Origin of the sequence: Oligoflexus sp. (assembly GCF_035712445.1) — a bacterium.
Classification (GTDB): domain Bacteria; phylum Bdellovibrionota_B; class Oligoflexia; order Oligoflexales; family Oligoflexaceae; genus Oligoflexus.
Window position 1 is genome coordinate 62,542 of the sequence record NZ_DASTAT010000086.1, and the last position, 20,125, is coordinate 82,666.

At 54.6% G+C, this 20,125-nt stretch carries 15 protein-coding genes; 8 read left to right on the plus strand and 7 right to left on the minus strand.

Going from position 1 to position 20,125, the window contains the following annotated elements; genetic code table 11:
- The first annotated feature begins 130 nt into the window (after positions 1-130).
- Together VFO10_RS19050 and VFO10_RS19055 are read left to right on the plus strand one after the other, a co-directional pair.
- Complete coding sequence (locus VFO10_RS19050) at positions 131-583, plus strand: hypothetical protein (protein ID WP_325143117.1); 453 nt, start codon at positions 131-133, stop codon at positions 581-583.
- Between the two features lie 62 nt (positions 584-645).
- Positions 646-1,215 (plus strand): CoA pyrophosphatase, encoded by a 570-nt coding sequence (locus VFO10_RS19055; RefSeq protein ID WP_325143119.1) that lies wholly within the window; start codon positions 646-648, stop codon positions 1,213-1,215.
- Between the two features lie 72 nt (positions 1,216-1,287).
- On the opposite strand, the gene VFO10_RS19060 is transcribed toward VFO10_RS19055, so the two are convergent.
- Positions 1,288-1,743, minus strand: a complete 456-nt coding sequence (locus VFO10_RS19060) for a hypothetical protein (protein ID WP_325143121.1) — start codon at positions 1,741-1,743, stop codon at positions 1,288-1,290.
- A 107-nt stretch (positions 1,744-1,850) separates the two neighbouring features.
- Here VFO10_RS19060 and mdtD point away from each other — a divergent pair, with 107 nt between their 5' ends.
- The 3 genes from mdtD (at position 1,851) to VFO10_RS31475 (ending at position 4,802) form a co-directional block, all read left to right on the plus strand.
- Positions 1,851-3,269, plus strand: a complete 1,419-nt coding sequence (gene mdtD / locus VFO10_RS19065) for a multidrug transporter subunit MdtD (protein ID WP_325143123.1) — start codon at positions 1,851-1,853, stop codon at positions 3,267-3,269.
- 157 nt (positions 3,270-3,426) lie between these two features.
- Positions 3,427-4,161, plus strand: coding sequence for a hypothetical protein (locus tag VFO10_RS19070; RefSeq protein WP_325143125.1), 735 nt, complete (start codon positions 3,427-3,429; stop codon positions 4,159-4,161).
- Positions 4,162-4,541: 380 nt separating this feature from the next.
- A complete protein-coding gene (locus VFO10_RS31475) occupies positions 4,542-4,802 on the plus strand; it encodes a response regulator (protein ID WP_414697040.1) in 261 nt (86 codons plus the stop codon).
- Here the strand turns inward: VFO10_RS31475 and VFO10_RS19080 are convergent.
- The 5 genes from VFO10_RS19080 to hflX form a co-directional block, all read right to left on the minus strand.
- Positions 4,783-7,212, minus strand: a complete 2,430-nt coding sequence (locus VFO10_RS19080) for a response regulator (RefSeq protein ID WP_325143131.1) — start codon at positions 7,210-7,212, stop codon at positions 4,783-4,785. The two genes, VFO10_RS31475 and VFO10_RS19080, sit on opposite strands and share 20 nt — an antisense overlap.
- A gap of 124 nt (positions 7,213-7,336) precedes the next feature.
- Complete coding sequence (locus tag VFO10_RS19085; RefSeq protein ID WP_325143133.1) at positions 7,337-8,875, minus strand: ATPase domain-containing protein; 1,539 nt, start codon at positions 8,873-8,875, stop codon at positions 7,337-7,339.
- The gene (locus VFO10_RS19090; RefSeq protein WP_325143135.1) at positions 8,872-9,318 is read right to left on the minus strand and encodes a hypothetical protein; all 447 of its coding nucleotides are present in this window, start codon (positions 9,316-9,318) and stop codon (positions 8,872-8,874) included. Before VFO10_RS19090 ends, VFO10_RS19085 begins: the two co-directional genes overlap by 4 nt.
- Before the next feature lie 172 nt (positions 9,319-9,490).
- Complete coding sequence (locus VFO10_RS19095) at positions 9,491-10,840, minus strand: glucose-6-phosphate isomerase (protein ID WP_325143137.1); 1,350 nt, start codon at positions 10,838-10,840, stop codon at positions 9,491-9,493.
- Entirely contained in the window at positions 10,837-12,162 is a 1,326-nt protein-coding gene (gene hflX / locus VFO10_RS19100; protein ID WP_325143139.1) for a GTPase HflX, read from the minus strand. The genes VFO10_RS19095 and hflX overlap by 4 nt, the downstream gene beginning before the upstream one ends.
- 404 nt (positions 12,163-12,566) lie before the next feature.
- On the opposite strand from hflX, the gene aceB reads away from it, so the two are divergent.
- The 3 genes from aceB (at position 12,567) to VFO10_RS19115 (ending at position 17,059) form a co-directional block, all read left to right on the plus strand.
- The gene (gene aceB / locus VFO10_RS19105) at positions 12,567-14,153 is read left to right on the plus strand and encodes a malate synthase A (RefSeq protein ID WP_414697041.1); all 1,587 of its coding nucleotides are present in this window, start codon (positions 12,567-12,569) and stop codon (positions 14,151-14,153) included.
- Between the two features lie 16 nt (positions 14,154-14,169).
- On the plus strand, positions 14,170-15,459 hold the full coding sequence (gene aceA, locus VFO10_RS19110; RefSeq protein WP_325143143.1) for an isocitrate lyase: 1,290 nt from the start codon (positions 14,170-14,172) through the stop codon (positions 15,457-15,459).
- 352 nt (positions 15,460-15,811) lie between these two features.
- The gene (locus VFO10_RS19115; RefSeq protein ID WP_325143145.1) at positions 15,812-17,059 is read left to right on the plus strand and encodes a glucan 1,4-alpha-maltotetraohydrolase domain-containing protein; all 1,248 of its coding nucleotides are present in this window, start codon (positions 15,812-15,814) and stop codon (positions 17,057-17,059) included.
- An 8-nt stretch (positions 17,060-17,067) separates the two neighbouring features.
- Here VFO10_RS19115 and VFO10_RS19120 read toward each other — a convergent pair whose 3' ends face one another.
- Positions 17,068-19,695, minus strand: a complete 2,628-nt coding sequence (locus VFO10_RS19120) for a 7TM diverse intracellular signaling domain-containing protein (RefSeq protein ID WP_325143147.1) — start codon at positions 19,693-19,695, stop codon at positions 17,068-17,070.
- Positions 19,696-20,125: the final 430 nt, after the last annotated feature.

Sequence of the window (20,125 nt, forward strand, 5' to 3'; positions counted from 1 at the left end):
TCACGATCCATGACAGGCGTCAGCCGCAAGGGCCTTTAACCCATTTAAAAGCCTGCGGGAATCCTTGGCAACTTCTTTGCAGATACGCCCATGAGACGTGGTTGCTGTGGATCTCATTGCGGAGCTGAATATGATGGATAAACTGCTGAGTTTTATGGACTTTGCCTGCATCGACCCCCGGATGTACTGGAAGGTGCCCACCCTCGATGGTGCGCAGCTTTTTGAAGTGCAGTGGCGTCGTGATGATAAAATGCGCTGGCGTTTTCGCAAGGTCGGCGATCTCCTTTGGGAACTCAGTTCCGAACAGACGCTCGTTCACCAATTGACCGAGCGCGGTCTGGATATGGCGCTTTTTGAAAGCAAGCTGAGAAGCGGTCTTCTTCAGCAGGTGGCCTATGCGGATCGCGTGGTCCGTGACGCCAGGACGATTATGGGTCCGGACGCTGTGGAACAGGCCATTGCGGATCAGCGTAGCTTTCTGTCCCAGCTTGAAGACGCGATTGCGCAGCTGACCAAAATGCCCACTCTCGGCAAGCCTAAACTGAGAGTCATTAAAGATAGCGAAGAAGCCCTTCATCACTGACCCATTGCGTCAGCCGGCAGACCGGGCTAAGGTGGAAAAAGAGCCGCAAGGAGGTTTTTTCCATGCCCAGCGCCGCGATGATGCCCCATATCAGTCATCTGCAGCCCGCCCTGGACCATTGGCCCGCGCACATGCACTGTCGGGCCTCAGCGGTTCTTATGCTGTTCATTCCTGATCCCGAGCCGCATGCTCCCGCTCGAATCGTCTTCACCCGTCGCTCCACGCTTGTGCGCACGCATAAGGGTCAGATAGGTTTTCCCGGTGGTCGCCGCGAAGAGGCCGATGCCAGTCCGATCGTCACCGCCCTGCGTGAAACTCATGAAGAAATAGGTTTGCCGCCCGAGGCAGTGGAAGTGCTCGGTATGCTGCCGACGCTGCCCAGCCTGGATCGAAGATCGGTGGTGCCGATCGTGGGCTACAGCCACGTGGACCTCGGCACGCTGGCCTCCAACGCCGATGAGGTGGCCGAACTTTTTGCGCTGCCCTGGCCCAGCCTCAGTCCCGAAGTCATGCAAAACCTGCGTTTCAACGTCTTTGGCCGTTGGCGCGAAACGCCTTATTTTCCAGCCTCGGGTTATCATGTCTGGGGCCTGACAGCGTGGATGCTGATGACGGCGGCGCTGCGTTTATAATCCAGCGCGCGTCGGCGAAGTCGCCAGCTCTCTCTTACAGACCAGCGCGTCTGCAAAGCCGCCAGCTCTCTCTTACAGACCAGCGCGCGTCTGCTCCCTTATCTTCCCAATCAAAGCCATCCTCGGAACCTCGTGACGATCGGGGATGCCCAGAACATCCGCATACTTCATCAATTCGTCATCACTCAATTCCTCGTAATTGTCATCATCGTCGATCGGCTTCGCCACGGTGGGCTGGCGGTGATCGTGCGACTCGCGAATATCCTGTGCGATACGACCCATCTGATGCAGTTGCGCATCCACAGGTTCGGAACTTTGATCCGATGCTCCCGTCAGGCGATCCCCATCAGCCGGATCCCATTCATCATCAATATCGGTGGAGGATCCCCCCTGCACGGTCCGATTGCCATCGAGGACGATCTCGTCCCGATCGCGTATGTGAGCCGTTTCCGCAAAAATGGTGGCTTCGTCGTCCGCGGTTTGAACTTCTTTGTCAATCACGCGCTCATTCTTTTTCTTTTGATCCATGATGCTATTCCCCTTGAAAAGGCTAAGGACCTGAGAGCAACATAGCAGAAAGCCCTTGAACACGGTATGGGGTGAAGGTTCTGTACATCAAAATGCGAGGTTCCTGCATGACCGAGACTGCACCCCGTAGAGCCCTCTTGTGGCTGGTCGCGATCAGCTTCTTCATGCAAACCCTGGATTCGACAATTGTAAATACCGCCCTGCCAGCCATGGCGCATGATCTTGGCGAAAGCCCCCTGCGCATGCAGTCGGTGATCATTTCCTATTCCCTGGTCATGGCCATGCTCATTCCCATATCCGGTTGGATCACCGACCGCTTTGGAACGCGGAAAACATTTTTCACGGCGATTTTTGTTTTCACGCTGGGCTCACTTTTCTGCGCGCTCTCGACCACCCTGAATCAACTGGTGCTGGCGCGGGTGGTGCAAGGGGCCGGTGGGGCCCTGCTGCTGCCGGTCGGACGCCTTGCCGTTTTGCAGGCCGTGCCGCGCCATGAGTTTCTTGCGGCCATGTCCTTCGTCACGATTCCTGGCCTGGTCGGTCCGCTGATCGGCCCGACTCTCGGTGGTTGGCTCGTCGAATATTCATCCTGGCATTGGATCTTCTTCATCAATATACCGATCGGCTTCGTCGGCTGCCTCGCTTCCCTGCGTTTCATGCCTGATTTTCGCAGCGCGGCCCGGCCCCTTCTCGATCTCTCCGGATTTTTGCTGCTGGCCTTCAGCATGGCCGCGATCTCGATCGCGCTCGAAGGCATGGCGGAACTCGGTCTGCGCGGCGCTTATGGAGTGGTGATCCTGATCTTCGGTCTGGCGAGCCTTGCCGCCTACTGGCTGCATGCTCTGAAGCATCCCGCTCCGCTTTTTCCTTTGCAACTATTCTCGACCGACAGCTATCGCATTGGCCTGATCGGCAATCTTTTCGCGCGAATTGGCACCGGCGCCATGCCTTTTCTTGTGCCTTTGATGCTGCAGGTCGGCCTGCAGCTGACCCCTTCGGAGGCCGGCATGATGATGATTCCGATCGCGCTGGCGGGCATGCTGGTGAAAAAACTGGGCATGCCTTTGATCGTGCGCTTTGGGTATCGCCGCATCCTCATCGTCAATACCTTCGTGGTCGGCGGCCTGATGGCGAGCTTCGCACTTTTTGGAGGCCATCACCCCCAGTGGTTACGCTATCTGCAGCTGTCGATTTTCGGAGCAGCGAATTCCCTTCAATTCACAGCGATGAATACGATCAGCCTCAAGGATCTTGACCGTCAGATGGCGAGCAGCGGCAACAGCCTTTTATCAATGGTGCAGATGCTTTCCATGTCGCTCGGCGTCGCAGGGGCTGGCGGTCTTTTGGCCGCGATCAGCCGGCAGCTGGGAGCGGATACGCCCGCGGACGTGATGCGCGCCTTCCAGTATACGTTCATCTGCGTGGGTCTCGTGACCGCTGCTTCCGCCTGTATTTTCTGGCAGTTGGAACCGGATTCGAAGGGCGAGCTGAAGCCCGGGGAAGAGCCCGAACTGGAGATGGGCTGACCAGGAGCCTGACAGCAAAGCCCTGCCCTGACACGGATTGCCGGGGAATATCCCATGGATTCCGAATCTTACCAAAACGAAAAATACGGCAAAGCGCTTGCATAAAGGGGTCAGCTGCCTGCTGTGGCCTGCTCTTATTCCTGGAGGTACTGAACCTATGAAACTGATGCTGAAGCTCTTCGTTTGCGCGAGTTTGATCCAAGCCTGTGGCACCGCTGAAATGCAATCCACCCGCAATGCACCCGCTGTCCAAGAAGCCCATCCGGATGCATTGACTGATGAACAAATCGCTGAACTCGAAAAAGAAGCCGTCCGTCTGGAAAAAGAACTGAAGCAACTTTCGGGTGAATCCGATCGCTACTCTTCAGCTGTTTCCAATATGCTCGCAGGTGTTGCGGAAGAACTTCCCGACCTGAGCGGTGATGAGAAGAAAGATGATACCGATACCAAAGACAGCGGCACCAACAAAGGTACCGATGGCAAGGACAGCGGTTCCGGCAAAACCCCGGATTCCGGCAAAGGCTCCGATTCCGGCAAAGGCACGGATAGCGGCAAGAATCAGTGCTCGGAAAAATGCGTGATCATCAAAGAAATCATCAAGGCCATCAAAGCCGGTGATTGTGAGAAAGCCAAGGAGCTTATCAAGGAACTGAAAGACGTCATCAAGACCAAGAAAGCCGACTGCGAAAAGAAACTGAAAGACTGCAAAGAGAAAATCAAGAAAGCCAAGGACTGCCGCGACAAGAATAAAGACGGCGGCAAAGGCAAAGATGATTCGAATGGCAAAGGTGATAACGGCAAGGATACCGATCAGTCGAACGGTAAAGATGATGGTAAGGACACCATGCAGAATACCGGCAAAGACGGCGGTAAATCCCCGAGCAAAACTTAATGAGATGGGGCCTTCCGAGGCCCCTTTTGTTTTTCCTCCGAACGCCATCTCTTCTCTGGATAAATCCCCTGGCTTCCCGTATATCGTTAGCATGGACCGATACTCGCTGTCGGAGAAAGCCATGCTCAATCAAGACGATTCCCATTCTGACCTTGCCCCTTTCCATGAAACGGATCACGAAATATTTTCGTCTCAAGGCGAAATGGCTTCTTTGATGCGAGCCAAAAGTCCCGGGACCCGGCGCCACGCAGCCTTCCAGCCATCACCTGCCGCAGTCGTCACATCATCTCCCGACCGGCTTTGATCCCGAGGATAAACGTCGTCGCGAACTCTCCGGCTATCGCTTTCTGGTGATTGATGACGAATCCGATGCGCGTGAAATGCCCGCCCGAGGGCTTCGTAAATTCGGTGCCCGGCTCAGCACGGCCGCATCCGCCGAGGAAGGTCAGCTGGCTTTGCAGACAGGGGAGTTTTCCCTCGTGATCTGCGATATCGGAATGTCGGGCATGAACGGCTTTGATTTTATGAATCACTGGCGAACCCAGGAGAAAAAACCCCTGCGTCCCTCCATTCCTGCCGTGGCTCTGACCGCCTATGCCTCGGCAGCGGCATGCAGGTATCCTAGGAAAGAGGACTTCTGACAGCACTGGAAATGGCATTCAAGAGAGCGCCTGGATGAATGGGTTTGGACAGGTGATCGGTAAAACCTGCTTCCATGGAACGTTCCTTGTCCCCGCGCATGGCATTGGCCGTCAAGGCAATCACAGGTTTTTTATAGCCTGATTCGCGCAAACTGGAGGTAGCCTGATAGCCGTCGACATAAGGCATCTGGATGTCCATCAGAACAAGATCGTGGGATCCTTCCAGCGCTTTGGTCACACCCTCCCGTCCATCGGAAGCAATCGCGACTTCCGCACCGGCCATCTCCAGGTATCGCCTGATCAGCATCTGGTTATCAGGCGAATCTTCCACCACCAGTACGCGCACGCCATCAAGGGTCGATGTATGGGGCGGCAGACTCCGGCGCGCCCGGAGGTTTTGGGGACGGGCCCGCGGAATTTCCTGGATGGCTACGGTCAGCACAAATGTGGAACCCTTCCCTGGTATGCTTTGTTCCAGGCAAAGGTCGCCGTCCAGCGCCCGCGCCAGATTCCGCGACAGGGCGAGGCCCAAACCGCTTCCACCATATTTGCGGCTGGTTGCGGGGTTGGCCTGGCTAAAGTTATTGAAGAGCCTCGCCTGCTGCTCAGGCGTCAGACCGATCCCGGTGTCCTCGACAATGAATTTCAAAAACCTTCTGTTCTGTGCATCCCGCACTGCAGAAACCCTCACATGAACACGGCCCTGCTCGGTGAACTTGATCGCATTCCCGATGACATTGATCAGGCACTGACGCAGGCGCAGAGGATCTGTGATCATGCGGTAAGGTATATCGCGGTCGGTATCCATGGAAAGGCTGATGCCTTTATTATCCGCCTTGAAGCGCAGCAGGGACATGACCTGCTGCAGATGGTCCTCCAGATCCACCGGGACCTTTTCAATTTCAAGATGGCCCGTTTCCACCTTGGTGAGGTCGAGGATATCATCGACGAGCTGGGCCAGCTCTTCGCCGTTTCTTTTAATCTTCTGAAGAGCCGCGATTCTTTCCTGCTCAGGATAGTCAAGGGACGAGGCGAGGTCCGCAAAGCCCATGATCACGCCGATCGGCGTTCGAATCTCGTGGCTCATGTTGGCCAGGAAGAGGCTCTTGGCCTGATTAGCGCTGTCGGCTTCGATTTTAGCCTTTTCCAGGGCTCTGACAGCCTCTTCCTTGGCTTCTTCATGCAGCGTCCGCTCCAAGGCCAGAGCGATCTGATCGCAGGCCGTACGCAGAAACGTGAGATCATCAAAGGCCAGGGAGTGACGGCAACCCAGGAATAGATTTCCGATCAACCCCTTCTGGGAGCGGAGCGGCAGGCCGATCGACGATTGCCTGCCCAATCGCCCAAATAATTTCGTGACCTGCTGTTCAGCTGAAGCGTCCAGAGCGAGCTCCTTCACGTCCTCCAGATCTTCACCGGCGATGCCTCCGTGCACCTTGAGTTTCAAAGCTGTGCCTTCTGCGTTCACCAGCAGATGCAAAAACATATCGAAAGGAAGCTGTGTCGCCAGTTTTTTAACAGCCCTTTCTATCATGGCCGTGGACGAATGAGGCTGGAGGATTTCGCTCGCGATTTCCGAGAAGAGGCGGAGGCGTCGATTGGCGCTTTCCGATTCTTCCTGGGCCTGCCTTTTTTCGTGGATATCCGTGCAGGTCCCCACCCAGTCCGTCAGTTGACCATTCTGATCAAACTGAGGCACAGCTCGTACGATATGCCAGCGATAGGCTCCATCCGCGCGACGAATGCGATGCTCCGCCTCGAACGTAGTGAGTTCAGAATGAGCTTTTTTCCAAGCGTTCAAAAGGCTCTGCCGATCCTCGGGATGGCAGAGGTCCATCCCCTGCTTCTGACTCATGAGAACCGGATCCTGTCCCAGGTATTGCACGAGACGTTGGTTGGCATATGTGACCTGATCGTGGTTTTGCACAGTCCAAACCATCTGCGGAAGGCACTCAGCGAGCCGTCGGAATTGTCTGATTCCTTCGACTTCAAGCTCCAGACGCTGAAGTCTTTCCGAGGCTATTTTCTGCTCTTGCATCTGATACTGATGATCGAGCGCCAGGGCTATATGATTGCCGAGAGCGTGGAGCAATGTCACCCGCGACTCATCCAGACCACGGTATTTCAAGCATAATCCACCAAAGAGGGAATCAGGATGCACGAAAAGAGGCAGAGTGATCACGGGCTCATGACGCAGACATCCTGACTCTTTGTCTTCATGAAGGGGCAGGGCGAGCCCAAGATCCTGCAGATGACTGTAGGCATATGTTCTCACATGTTCGATTTCTGAGACGGAAACATGCGGCGCATGCCAGACGGTTTCCCGAAAGCCGTCGCGCTTTTCCACGAGACAGGCGACGTCCACCTCCACGCGAGGCTTTAATAAATCAACCAGGCAGGAGAGCAGCATCCCGCTCTGGTCCTGCGTTTCAAAACAGAGTCTCAGCTTATAAAAGCAGTCCAATATCCAGCGTCGTTCCTGGCAATTTTGAGCGGACGCGAGGTTTCCATGCCGCTTCGCGCCAGGAGACTTGCTAGACCTTGCGCGACTTACTTTTCTTTTTGCTGATCCCATTCGATTTCTTTCCAGATGCCGACGCCCTGCTTTTTACCGCCGGATTCGCACCAGAACTTGATACGGCTCGCGTCCTGGATCGATGGAGCGTGATGGCTAAACCGTTCCGCGTGATCGTCACTTTATGGCGACCCATCACGTGCGCGGTATTTCTGAGTTTAAAGATTTCAATAAAGCGTTCCCGATCCATGCCGATCTGATCTGAACTCAAAAGAATGACCCCGTCCACTACGGTTTCTTCTACGCTGCAGCGACTGATGCCTTCTTGGCCGTAAGGAATATTAGTAGCCAGGAGTGCCACAGCGCCGGCTGCCTGAAAAATGGTCGCCAGCTGGAACACCTTCTCACGCATGATCTCGCTGGATTCCACCTTATCCAAAAATACAGAAAGTGAATCGACGGCGACGCGATCGGGCTTGAACCGCTTCACAGCTTCTTGAATTCTGTCGAGATCCTCTTCAACACGCACATCCGGCTGCGGAATGAAAATAATCTCGATCATGCCTCGTTCAATTTCATGTGCAATATCCCAGCCAAAGCCTCGAGCATTGGCGTGAATTCGCTCCATCGTTTCTTCGAACGAAATATAAAGGCCCTTTTCACCAAACTGCCGGGCTCCTCGATAAATGAACTCCAGCATGGTGGCTGTCTTTCCCGTTCCCGCGACGCCGGAAACCAGGAGGCTGAAGCCGCGAGGAATACCGCCATTCAAAAGCTCATCAAAGGCCGGAAGGCCGAACTTGCAAAGGTCCGTGGAGACCTTGTTGGTATCGGCGTTGGGATCGCGCCGAATGGTCAGCCGAGGCGCATAGATATGGATACCGGCCTCATGGATCTTGAAGGTATGAGGCTCCCGGCTATGATCGGTTCCTCGCATCTTCACCACCTGAAGGATGCGGCGCTGCTCACCACAGACCATCTGCTGCCTGATCACGATGAGTCCGTCGATTACGGAGAAGATCGGAGTCTGCTGGAAATCTGCATCCGCAAACTCACCCAGAAGCAGAACTGCGCATTCCCAGGCCATCAGGCGTACGACGACTTCATAACTGAACCTGCGGAATTGATCAGGGGATGTGACGAAGTCACCGAAGGCCTTGAAACTATCCACAACGACGAACGAGGGCCTCTCCCGTTTCACATGCTCGATCAGCAGTTCCAGGACGGCATCAAGCCCTTGCATCCGTAGAGGCTCACCCAGATCTATGAAGAAAATTTCGCGGTCAATTTTGTCGGGATCGAAATACGAAAACTCCTTCAGAAATCGGAGACGCTTCGCCGTTGGCTCACTGAGTGTTTGAAAGTACATCACCTTGCACTCGGGGGAAGCTATGAAAAAACCTATCTGATGGGACATGATGGTTTTTCCTGAACCGGGAGGCCCACCGATCGACACGAATGATCCACGGGGCAAGCCTCCGCAAAGAATGGTATCCAAACCCGGAACACCAGTATGGATACGGGCACGGGCATGATCACGGGTATCGGGATTCGTCATGATTTTTCACCTTTGACCGAAGGACTGTGAGGATCTTGAGACAGTGAATGGGGGTCTTCCATCAAAGCTGTTTGTAATTTGGAACTGATGATGTCCGCAGTAAGATGACCCAGGACGCGCAAAAATTCAGCAAGAAGAAATCCTAAGCCCTTGCGTAATTCGTCATCCTGAATATGATCTGTTTTATGAACCAAGGCCGTGACGTCAATTCCATCCTGCTTGCTACGGACAGGAGCGAGCCATGGGTAATCCTGGCGACCGACGTGAACGATGCGATCTGCAACAGCCTGCATCGTGACGCGACCGAGTATCAGCTCGGCTTTCTCCCAGACTCTTTGAAAGGCCTTGTTGAATGCGTCGATCACGGCCTCATGGGGTCGATCTTTGAGTCTTTGTTCCACCCAAAGCTCAACCTGGCGAGAATGGCTTTTCGGCTGCATCATTGGTGATTTCATCCTGTCTAAGCCGGCCCATCATGAATTGTCAGCCATACAGGATTGCTCGGTCCCGCTGTGCCAGTGTTGGCCCGGAATCGGCGATTATAGGGATGCATCGTGGTGATGAAAAGGAAGATTTCCCGAAGGGGCGGATGACTCCGCCCGCTTCAGCAGTGGCTTAAAGGCGTTCGCGCAGAAGAGCTCCAAGCGTCTCCGTTCCTGGCTTACCGAGCAGAGCGAAGAGATTCTTCTTATACGCTTCGACACCGGGCTGATCATAAGGATTCACACCGAGCATCGCTGCGCTGATCGCACAGCCGACTTCGAAGAACGCGAAGAGTGCGCCGATGCCATGCTCGCTAAGTTCAGGCACGGTGAGTCCGAGACAGGGAACACCACCATCGAAGTGGGCGACCATAGTGCCCTGCATCGCAGCTTTGTTCACTTCACCAAGGAAGCGTCCTTCGAGATAGTTCAGCTGATCAAGCCTGCTGGCCTGAACAGGAACGCGAACACGCTGCTCGACGCCGTTGCGTTTCGGAACGTCCTGTTCGAAGCTCAGGAAGGTCTCGATGATGTTGCGCACACCATCCTGCACGTACTGGCCCAAGGAATGCAGATCGGTTGTGAAGGTGAGGCCCGCAGGGAAAAGCCCCTTGCCCTCTTTGCCTTCCGATTCACCGTAGAGCTGCTTCCACCATTCAATGATGTGGCTGACCTTGGGATTATTGCTCGCCAGGATTTCAATCCGCTTGCCCTGCTCATACGCTGCGAAGCGCGCGGCAGCATAACGCAAAACGGGATGCTCCGCGCTCTGGCTCAGCTCGCCGAAGATACGATCGGCGCCTTCCATCAGGGCCCGGGTATCCAGCTTCAAAAGCGCCAGGGGAACAAGTCCGACCGGAGTCAGCACACTGAAGCGACCGCCGATATCATCCGGGATCACGAAGCTCGCGTAGCCTTCCTGATCCGCGACCTGGCGCAGAGCGCCTTCTTTCGCATCGGTGGTGCAGATGATGCGTTTGGCTGATTCCTGCTTGCCAAAGCGTTTTTCCATGTAATCGCGCACCACGCGGAAGACCACGCCGGGTTCGGTGGTGGTTCCGCTTTTGCTGATGACGTTGACCACCGGCTGCTTTTTGTCGAGCAGTTCCAGGACTTCAACCAGCTGCGTTTCCGATACGTGGTGACCGGCGAAGGCGATCATGGGTTTGTTATCGCGCAAAACGCCCTGATAGCTGTGCAGCAAGGCTTCCGTCACAGCACGCGTGCCAAGGTAAGAGCCGCCGATGCCGATGACCAGGACAAGGTCATAGGTCACATCCAGCTTCTGCACGAATGCGCGAATATTCTCTTCCTGCTCGAAACCACGAGTCTTCGGATAGTTGTACCAGCCGATCCATTCGCTGCCGACGCAGCTTTTATCGTTCAAACGATTCAGGTGCTCGTGCGCGCTTTTTTGCAGAGCCGCGGTTTGCTGCTCCAGGGCCTCACCGAGGAATCGGGTGTTTAGTTTGATGTAACTCATGGTTCACTCTCCACTTTGTCAGTCAGAAACGATTCGTCTTCAACGGAAACTATGTAATTACGCAGCTTGGCCAGCGTCGGGCGCGTGGCCTGCGCATGAAAGAGAACGTGATCGCCTTCTTCATCGTAATCCTTGCTGATGATGAGGCAGTTCCGATAAACCAGCGACTGGGCATTGTTATTGTCCACGGGGATGGACAGCCGGAAGGTCAGCAGGTTTTTTCGGAAGAAGGCGTAGATATGATCCCGGACGTTCAGAACGTCTTTTTCCGAAACGGCGGACGCCACGATGCAACCCGGATAGGCGGCCCGCAGAATGCGCGGCAGGATCGGGTCGTTCAGCTTATCGACTTTGTTGAATACTAGAATCTGCGGGATATCACCAGCGCCCATCTCTTCCAGGACGGAACGCGTGACATGAATGTGGTCTTCGTAATGCGGGTAGCTCACGTCCACCACATGCAAAAGGAGGTCCGCTTCATTCACTTCATCAAGCGTCGTGCGGAAGGAAGCGACCAAACCGTGGGGCAGATTGCGAATGAACCCGACCGTATCCGACAGCAAAATCTTCGGCCGCGTGCGGGGATCTATGGTTTTGATGTTGGTTTCCAGTGTAGCGAACAGCTCGTCTTTGGGGGCCACCTGGGATTTGGTCAGCCCCTTCATGAGCGTGGTTTTTCCACTGTTCGTGTAACCCACAATGGCCACCTTAAGCTCATTGGAGCGGGATTTTCTCTGAGTCGCCTTTTCCTTACGGAACTGCTCCAGCTGTTTTTGCAGCCGGGCGATGCGTTCCCGAGCCCGCCGCCGGTCGATTTCGATCTGCTTTTCACCCATACCGCGCTGGAGTGATCCACCCCCACGCTGGCGCTGAAAGTGCGACCAGGCGCCCGAGAGTCGGGGCAGAAGGTATTCAAGCTTGGCGATTTCCACCTGGGCCTTGGCCTGATTGGTCCGCGCGTGACGCGAAAAGATTTCGAGAATGATGCCGGTGCGATCCAGGACCACGCAGCCCGTCATCTCTTCAAGGTTTCGAACCTGCGGCGCGGAGAGGGCATGGTCAAACACCACAAGTTTGGCCTGGGTGGAAGCCGCCAAATCCTTGATGTCCTGCACCTTGCCGACGCCGATGTAACAGTTGGGGGTCAGCTTTTGCCGCTTTTGCACGATGCGTCCGGTGACCTGCACGCCCAGCGTATCAAGGAGGGACTGAAGTTCCGCCAGCTGCTCATCCAATTTTTCGGGGGCATCACCTGGCAGAAGTACACCGACAATGACAGCCTTTTCATTGCCGGTGAGACTGGTTTCAATATTGTCTTCCAAACGTCCTCCATCCTTCTGGCGAAAGTTTTGCTCATGAGGCTACACCCAAGCTTCACGTGAGAACAGTTGTTTTGTGAGGCATAACCGCCTTATTGGCGCATCATGTTTTCAGCGTACACTTCGCGTTTTTGAGAAAGCAAATGTGATTTCAGCGAACGCAAGCGCAGTCAAACCAATTTTCATTTTCTCAACTCACTGTTGTTTGCTCATCTGAAACTTTACGAGATAAAAATACAGGAGTTGTAAGAAACACGCATCGAATCGCGCATCAGCTCGTCATTATCCTACAAAAAAAAAATTTTTTTGGAAGGAACTCTGAGTTGCTTGACAGTCTCTGCTTGTCGCCTCTATGCTCCGATCATTCGCACACCGCAGAAGATAGGGAAGCTTCGATGAGCCTGAAAATTGAAGGTCTGGTCCTCGAGACGAACACACCCGACATCTATCTCAACCGCGTGCTGACAGCCCCAGCGCTGAAATTCCTCCGTGAGCTGCATGAGCGTTTTAATCCAACTCGTCTCGAACTCCTTGCCCAACGCCACGAACGTCAGGCTCGGCTCGATGCGGGGCAGGAACTCGATTTTCTGCCCGAGACGGCTTCCATCCGCGCTGCGGACTGGATGGTGGCGGGCGCTCCGAAGGATCTGAATGATCGTCGCGTGGAGATCACAGGCCCCACCGATGCGAAGATGGTCATCAACGCTTTGAATTCCGGCGCCAAGGTTTTCATGGCTGATTTTGAAGACGCGCAATCACCCACATGGATGAATGTGCTGCAGGGTCAGGTCAATCTTCAGGATGCGATTCGTGACAAGCTCAGCTTTACCAGCGAGGACGGCCGCAGCTATAAAATGAAACCCGCGGAAGAGCGCGCGACGCTTGTCGTTCGCCCGCGCGGCTGGCATCTTTACGAAAAAAACATCAAGCTGAATGGGGAACCACTCTCAGCGAGCCTCGTCGATTTCGGCCTTTATTTCTTCCACAATGCCGACGAACGAAGAATCCGCGGCTCGGCCCCATACTTCTATTTACCCAAAATGGAGCATTACCTGGAGGCCCGCCTTTGGAATGATGTGTTCAACTTCGCCCAGGATTACGTGAAGATTCCAAGAGGAAGCATTCGCGCCACCTGCTTGATTGAAACCATCAACGCGGCCTTCCAGATGGAAGAATTCCTCTATGAACTCAAAGATCACGCGGCGGGTTTAAACGCTGGCCGCTGGGACTATATCTTCAGTCTGATCAAGAAACACGCCCTGCATAAAGACAAGATATTGCCCGATCGTTCGCAGGTGACCATGAGCACACCGTTCATGCGCGCCTACGCTCAGCTCTTGGTCCGCACCTGCCACAAAAGGGGAGCGCACGCCATCGGGGGGATGGCGGCCTTTATCCCGAGCAGGAAAGATGCTGCGGTCAACGAGCGCGCCATCGCCAAGGTTACCGAAGACAAGACGCTGGAAGCCGAAGCCGGCTTCGACGGCACCTGGGTTGCCCACCCGGATCTTGTCGCGGTCGCCCAGAAGGTCTTCGATGAAGTCCTCGGCAATCGGCCCCATCAGAAGCATAAGCTTCGTGAGGATGTGGTGCCCGATGCCAAGAAACTTCTCGATACCCGCATTCCCGGTGGCAAGATTACCGAAGAAGGAGTCAGGCACAACATTCGTGTGGCCATACAGTATATGAACTGCTGGCTCAATGGACTCGGTGCCGTCGGTCTCTACAACCTCATGGAGGATGCAGCGACCGCGGAAATTTCCCGAGCCCAATTGTGGCAGTGGATTCACCATAAGGTTCCAATGGACGATGGCAGGGTCTTGACTCCCGATCTCTATAGCAAGTTCCGCAGCGAAGAACTCGATAAACTGGGCGGTCCTGACAAGGATCGGCATAAGCAGGTGATCGAGCTTCTCGATGGTCTGGTCCTGGCGAAAGACTTCAACGAGTTTTTGACTCTCCCAGCGTACCAACTGCTTGATACGGCGCGCTAATACTTAGGAGGGCCACATGACGAACGCAGCTATCTACGCTAATCCTGCCGCTTTGGAAAAAGACTGGAAAGAGAATCCTCGTTGGAAGGGCATCGAACGTCCTTACACAGCCGAGCAGGTTCTCAAGCTTCGTCCCAGCATCGCACCCGAGCACACCCTGGCTCGCGTCGGCGCGGAGCGTCTCTGGAAGCTCCTTAAGGAAGAGCCCTATGTTCATGCCCTTGGCGCACTCACCGGCGCCCAGGCCGTCCAGATGGTCAAGGGCGGTTTGAAAGCTATCTATATGAGCGGCTGGCAAGTCGCCGCCGATGCGAACCAGGCGGGTCAAACCTATCCTGACCAGAGCCTTTATCCTTCGAACTCGGTCCCCATGCTCGTCAAGCGTTTGAATAACGCTCTCGCGCGGGCGGATCTGATCGCGAAGCAGGACGGGAATACCGATCAATACTGGTATGCTCCGATCGTCGCCGATGCGGAAGCCGGTTTCGGTGGTCACCTGCATTCCTTTGAAATCATGAAGGCCATGATTGAAGCCGGCGCCTCGGGCGTTCACTTCGAAGATCAATTGGCTGCGGAAAAAAAATGCGGTCACCTCGGTGGCAAGGTTTTGATTCCGACCTCGCAGTTTAAAAATAACCTGATTGCCGCGCGCCTCGCTTCCGACGTGCTTGGCGTTCCCACGCTGCTGATCGCCCGCACCGACTCGCTCGGCGCGACGCTTCTGACTTCGGATATTGATCCGGCCGATGCGCCCTTCATCGTCGGTCAAAGAACTTCGGAAGGCTTCTATCGGATCAAGCCAGGCATCGACTCGTCGATCGCCCGCGGTCTTTCCTATGCGCCGCTCGCTGACCTTCTGTGGTTCGAAACCTCGACCCCCGACATCGGCGAAGCCAAGGCCTTTGCCCAGGCGATCAAGGAAAAATATCCGAACAAAATGCTCGCGTATAACTGCTCGCCTTCCTTCAACTGGGAAAGCAAGCTCAATAAGGATCAGATTGCCACCTTCCAACGCGACCTGGCTGAATTCGGATATAAATTCCAATTCATCACCCTCGCCGGCTGGCATTCGATCAATTATCACACCTTCGATTTGGCTCGCGAATATCGCGATCGCGGCATGAGCGCCTATGTGGATCTGCAGCGCGCCGAATTCCAGAAGGAAAAAGATGGCTATACCGCTGTGAAGCATCAGCGTGAAGTTGGTACCTCCTACTTTGACGACGTGCTGATGACGATCACCGGTGGGAAGTCCTCGACTTCGGCGATCAAAGGATCGACCGAGGAAGAGCAGTTCCAGCACTGAGACGTTTGTCTTTATCCTGGGTAGGACAGCGCGAGCGGCTCTTTCATAGGGACCTGAAAGAGCCGGGTTCCGTTGCCCGGAAACGATTGCGGTTTTACTGACCTTTAGCCGACGATCGTTTGGGAGCGCCAGGGACAAGGCAGATAGCTCCCCCATCTTGAGATCCATGGCCAGTCTTTCGGGACTGGCCTTGGCTTTTTCTGTTCTGTGTGCACGTCTGCACAGGAAACACTTGAGCCGAGCAGCTTCGACGGATACCTCCCTCTGAACACCGGGCGTGTTAAGAATTCTGCAGCTTTTCTCTCTGCGAAATTTAATCTAATATGGATGAGCTAACCATAGGGGGGAAAATATGAAAAACTTTATCTTGGGAATGGCGGCCATGCTCCTGGCCGCGCACGGGCAGGCGGCGACCGAACAAAACAAGGCTTCTTCCGCAATCCTTCTGCAGGGTTTTCATTGGAATTCCTGGAACGGTGGATCCTGGTATCAGAACCTTGAAGCCAAGGCCGTGGACTTCCGTGATTTGGGCATCACACATGTCTGGTTTCCACCGCCATCCAATTCAGGAGCGCGCGAAGGCTATCTGCCCCGCGAACTCTATAACCTTCAATCCGCCTATGGGAGCGAGGACCAGCTGCGTGGCGCCATCGCTGCCATGAATCGTGAAGGCATTCAGGCGGTGGCGGATATCGTGATCAACCACCGGGTGGGCAGTTGGAATTTCGCGGATTTTAACTATCCGAGCTGGGGCTGCGATGCGGTCGCGAATAATGATGAATGGCCGGGACGCTGTGGCGGCAATGACTCAGGCACCAGCTACGGAGCGGCGCGTGACATAGATCATTCCAACACTCTTGTGCAGAATGACATTAAATATTTCTTAAGCGAGCGGCTTCGGTCCGTGGGCTTTACCGGCTGGCGCTATGACTATTCCAAAGGCTATTCGCCGTATTATGCGAAGATCTATAATGATGCCAGTTCTCCCAATTTCTGCGTGGGCGAAGTGTGGCCGGGACTTGACTACAATAATGTCGATGCGCATCGCCAGGAGCTGATGAACTATGTCGACGGCACAGGCGCAACCTGCGGCGCCTTTGATTTCACCAGCAAGGGTCTTTTGAATAAGGTTCTGCGGGACAACGACTACTGGCGTCTGCGCGACGGCAGCGGCCGTCCTGCCGGCGGCATCGGCTGGTGGGCGCAGAAGATGGTGACCTTCGTGGATAACCACGATACCGGACCTTCCGAATCCTGCTCTGCCGGACAAAACATGTGGCCAGTTCCCTGTGATAAGGTGATGCTCGGCTATGCCTACATTCTGACCCATCCCGGTATCCCGAGTCTCTATTATCCGCACGTTTATGATTGGAACCTGAAAAACAGCATCAAATCCCTGATCAATGCGCGCCGCTCGGTGGGTGTGCTGTCGACGTCCACTCTGAGCATTCAGAAGGCGGAAAACGGACTTTACGCAGCCATTATCAATGGCAGTGCAGGTCGCCTCGCCATGAAGATCGGGCCCAATGACTGGAGTCCGGGTGCTGGCTGGGAGCTGGTGACCTGGGGCAACCAGTATGCGGTGTGGACGCAGAAATAAGCGCGTCTTCAGACCGCCGTTTCAAGCCGTTCACGAGGTCTGCGGGGCAGATGAATATCAAGCGAGAAGCCATGACCCTCTTTGCTTTCCAGGAAGTAGTGGCCATGGGCTTCTTCGATGGATCGCAGAAATCCCCCCAGACCGATCCCACGGCCCGCTTCCATCGTCAGATTTTTTTGGGTCGAGAAATCCGATCTGACAACGCGGGTCACGAGTTCCTGCAGGTCAAGCGCGGACGCTTCCTTGGCGCTCATGAGGAGGCGCTGCTGAGCGGCGGTCTCCCAGGTCTTGCGGTTCAAACCACAACCATCATCGCTCAATCGAATCCGCAGGGCTCCTTCATCCGCTGTGAAACTCAGTTCAATGAGTCCCGCCGCGGGTTTGCCTAATGCTTCGCGCTCCGTTTCAATGCCGTGAATGACAGAATTCCGCAGAAGGTGAGTCAAGGACTCGATGATCGCCGTTTCCTGCGAATTCAGGGTGTGAATATCATCACCCAGAGTCCGAATGCTGATTTTTTTACCAAGCTGCTTCGCTGTGCGCTTGCAGCTGGCTATCATGGGACTGATGAGCGAGCGGATCAGCGGTTGATTCACCTCTTCCATCCATTTCGCAACGCGAGCGGACAGGGCGGGATTGCCGACCGAAGCCACTATCGCTTCCATCTCCTTCAGCTTTGCGAGTGAAAGGCTGACTTCATCACTGATGGTGGCCCAGTCCGTCTTGAGGAGCTTTTTGTGCCGCTGGAGGAAGCTCACGAATTCTTTTTCCACCTGCTGCACCTCGGCCAGACCAATCACGTCCTTTTCTTCCACCCGATGGATCAGCTTCGCCACGCGATGCAGCTTGAATACGCTGCTGTTGCCTTTCAGGGTGTGCAGGATGAATTTCCTCTGCCTCTCGTCCAGATGCTTTTTGAGGCGCTGGATGCTTTCATAGCTGGACGCAATGAACTGACGGAATGCGGACAGATCGCTCAGGATGTGGATCAGAACTCCATGGCGCCGCGACTCGATCTGTCGGGATCTCAATTCGGTCACATCCTCGATCGTGAAGAGGATACTTTGGACCTGACCATCAGGGGATTCAATAGCGTTGGCGCTCAATTGCAGATACTGGCTCCCTTTTTTCGCAGACTGCGGAATCTGCTGCAGAGCGACTTCCATGGGCATCAGACCAGAAAAAACCTGCTCCAGCGACATTCGGAAAAGAGCGGCGTCGCTGCCTGTGAGGCCAATGAGCCCAGCGAACGACTGACCTTCAAGGCTGGACTCGCCCAAAAGAGTCTGGCATGAGCGTGAACTTCCCCCCAATATCCGTCCTTGGGAATCGACCATCAAAAGTCCGCTCCGCACGTTGTCCAGAATCGTTCGAATCGTGATGGTCCGTTCGGCAACGATTTTTTCGACCTTGGTAATATGCTGCGAAAGCTCGCTGTTCAGCGTGCGTATGGTTCTTTCCGCCTTATCACGAATGAAATTGACGCGATCCGCCAAAGCCAGGGACATGAGGATGCCTTCCATAACCGCCCCTGGAAGGCTATTGAACTCAACGATGAAGGAAGGATGCACGATGCCTTGAAAATGGAGGGAGTTCAAAACAGTTGCACCCAAAACAAAGAACCAGGCCAGAGTATAATAGCGTGCGGGTCCATAGCCGCGCAGAACCGCTTGGACGCTGGAGGCGATAAGAAAAAGGCAATAGATCGCGGCAAACGTCGACGAGATGAAGGCGAACATATTGTAGTCGACAAAGAGTCCAAGAATCATGATGCCGCAGGGCATCACCAGCAGAAGACGCAGTCCTGAATGCCAGCGGGGCATGAATTGCTTCATATTCAAAAAGGATGAAGTCACCAGGATGGCCGTCATTCCCGTGAGGTTCGAGAGGAAGAGGAAACCTTTATTCGCAATCCACGACCCGATTGAGGAATCCATGAAGAGAACGGGCAGACCAGCCATGCAAACCTGCATGCAAACCATTAAGAACATGAAGACAGAGTATAAATGATAGGTGCGGCTTCCCAGGGAAAAAGCCAGGAAGATGTTGTAGGCCAGGATGGAAAGGAGGATACCCAGCATCGAATTGAGAAGAACGCCATCGAGCCAGCGATGATACTCAAAGGATCGGGCTTGCCACAGGAAAAGGGCCATCATATTGGAGCCCGCTGTTATCGTGCGGACGTAATACGTATGCGTCCCCGGCGGCACAGTCACGGCGAAAGCAGGCATGCGATAGGTGATTTCCCGGGACTTAAAGTCGACAGAGTCACCCTGATGACGAATCTGATAGCCGCCCGTTGCCAGAGGCATAAAAAAGCTGACCTGATCGGCCAGGGGGCTTTTGTTTTCAAGCCAAAGCTCCATCGTCTCAGACCCGGAATTGGTCAGGGTGAAGCGGGCCCAGAGTTCGCCCTTGCCAAAGCCTATACCGGGAAACTGTTCCTGGGAACGGATGAAAGAATCTGCAAACCTACCGCTCAGAACATCGGCTTCCAAAGCGGCTTCGCCTTTATTGTGCCAAATGTCCAAATCCTGACCCAGGAGATAGCCGCGCTCGGCTTCGATATTCCTGACATCCAAAGCCCAGGCCTTCGGTGCAAGCAGCAGAATAAAAACTATGAGAGCCTTAACCAAGTCTTTCCCCCTCTATCCTTACTATCGACGAAGCCCCGAAATTCTTAAGGTCGCGGTAAAGTTAAGGATCACGCCAGGGCAGACAGCTCCGCTTCAGGAGGGACCGCCCGCTCAAACCAGATGCCAACTCGGGTCACTTTATCAATAGAATTTCGCCACATAGCCGGCATCAACCCTTACAATCGAGTCAGGGTTGAGTCCGGTCTCAAAAGTCAGGCCTCGACTCCGATAGCAAATGTGGGTGATCATGTGAGGTTAAAAAGTATTGATACGGCTGCTTAAAATCTTTCTCGCGCTTCTGGCCTGCTGGCCCGTCACCGGCCTGGCCCAAAACCAGGACATTATGGTGAATCTGGCGACGCTGCCGGACGATGAATCGCTGCTTATCGGTCGCTATGTGACTTGGTGGGACGCCGGTCCTGACGTTCAG

Bases quoted from the DNA above. Each gene is read 5' to 3' on its own strand.
- VFO10_RS19050 (WP_325143117.1), top strand. From the start codon at position 131: ATGATGGATAAACTGCTGAGTTTTATGGACTTTGCCTGCATCGACCCC.
- VFO10_RS19055 (WP_325143119.1), top strand. From the start codon at position 646: ATGCCCAGCGCCGCGATGATGCCCCATATCAGTCATCTGCAGCCCGCC.
- VFO10_RS19060 (WP_325143121.1), bottom strand. From the start codon at position 1,743: ATGGATCAAAAGAAAAAGAATGAGCGCGTGATTGACAAAGAAGTTCAA.
- mdtD (WP_325143123.1), top strand. From the start codon at position 1,851: ATGACCGAGACTGCACCCCGTAGAGCCCTCTTGTGGCTGGTCGCGATC.
- VFO10_RS19070 (WP_325143125.1), top strand. From the start codon at position 3,427: ATGAAACTGATGCTGAAGCTCTTCGTTTGCGCGAGTTTGATCCAAGCC.
- VFO10_RS31475 (WP_414697040.1), top strand. From the start codon at position 4,542: ATGCCCGCCCGAGGGCTTCGTAAATTCGGTGCCCGGCTCAGCACGGCC.
- VFO10_RS19080 (WP_325143131.1), bottom strand. From the start codon at position 7,212: ATGCTGCTCTCCTGCCTGGTTGATTTATTAAAGCCTCGCGTGGAGGTG.
- VFO10_RS19085 (WP_325143133.1), bottom strand. From the start codon at position 8,875: ATGACGAATCCCGATACCCGTGATCATGCCCGTGCCCGTATCCATACT.
- VFO10_RS19090 (WP_325143135.1), bottom strand. From the start codon at position 9,318: ATGATGCAGCCGAAAAGCCATTCTCGCCAGGTTGAGCTTTGGGTGGAA.
- VFO10_RS19095 (WP_325143137.1), bottom strand. From the start codon at position 10,840: ATGAGTTACATCAAACTAAACACCCGATTCCTCGGTGAGGCCCTGGAG.
- aceA (WP_325143143.1), top strand. From the start codon at position 14,170: ATGACGAACGCAGCTATCTACGCTAATCCTGCCGCTTTGGAAAAAGAC.
- VFO10_RS19115 (WP_325143145.1), top strand. From the start codon at position 15,812: ATGAAAAACTTTATCTTGGGAATGGCGGCCATGCTCCTGGCCGCGCAC.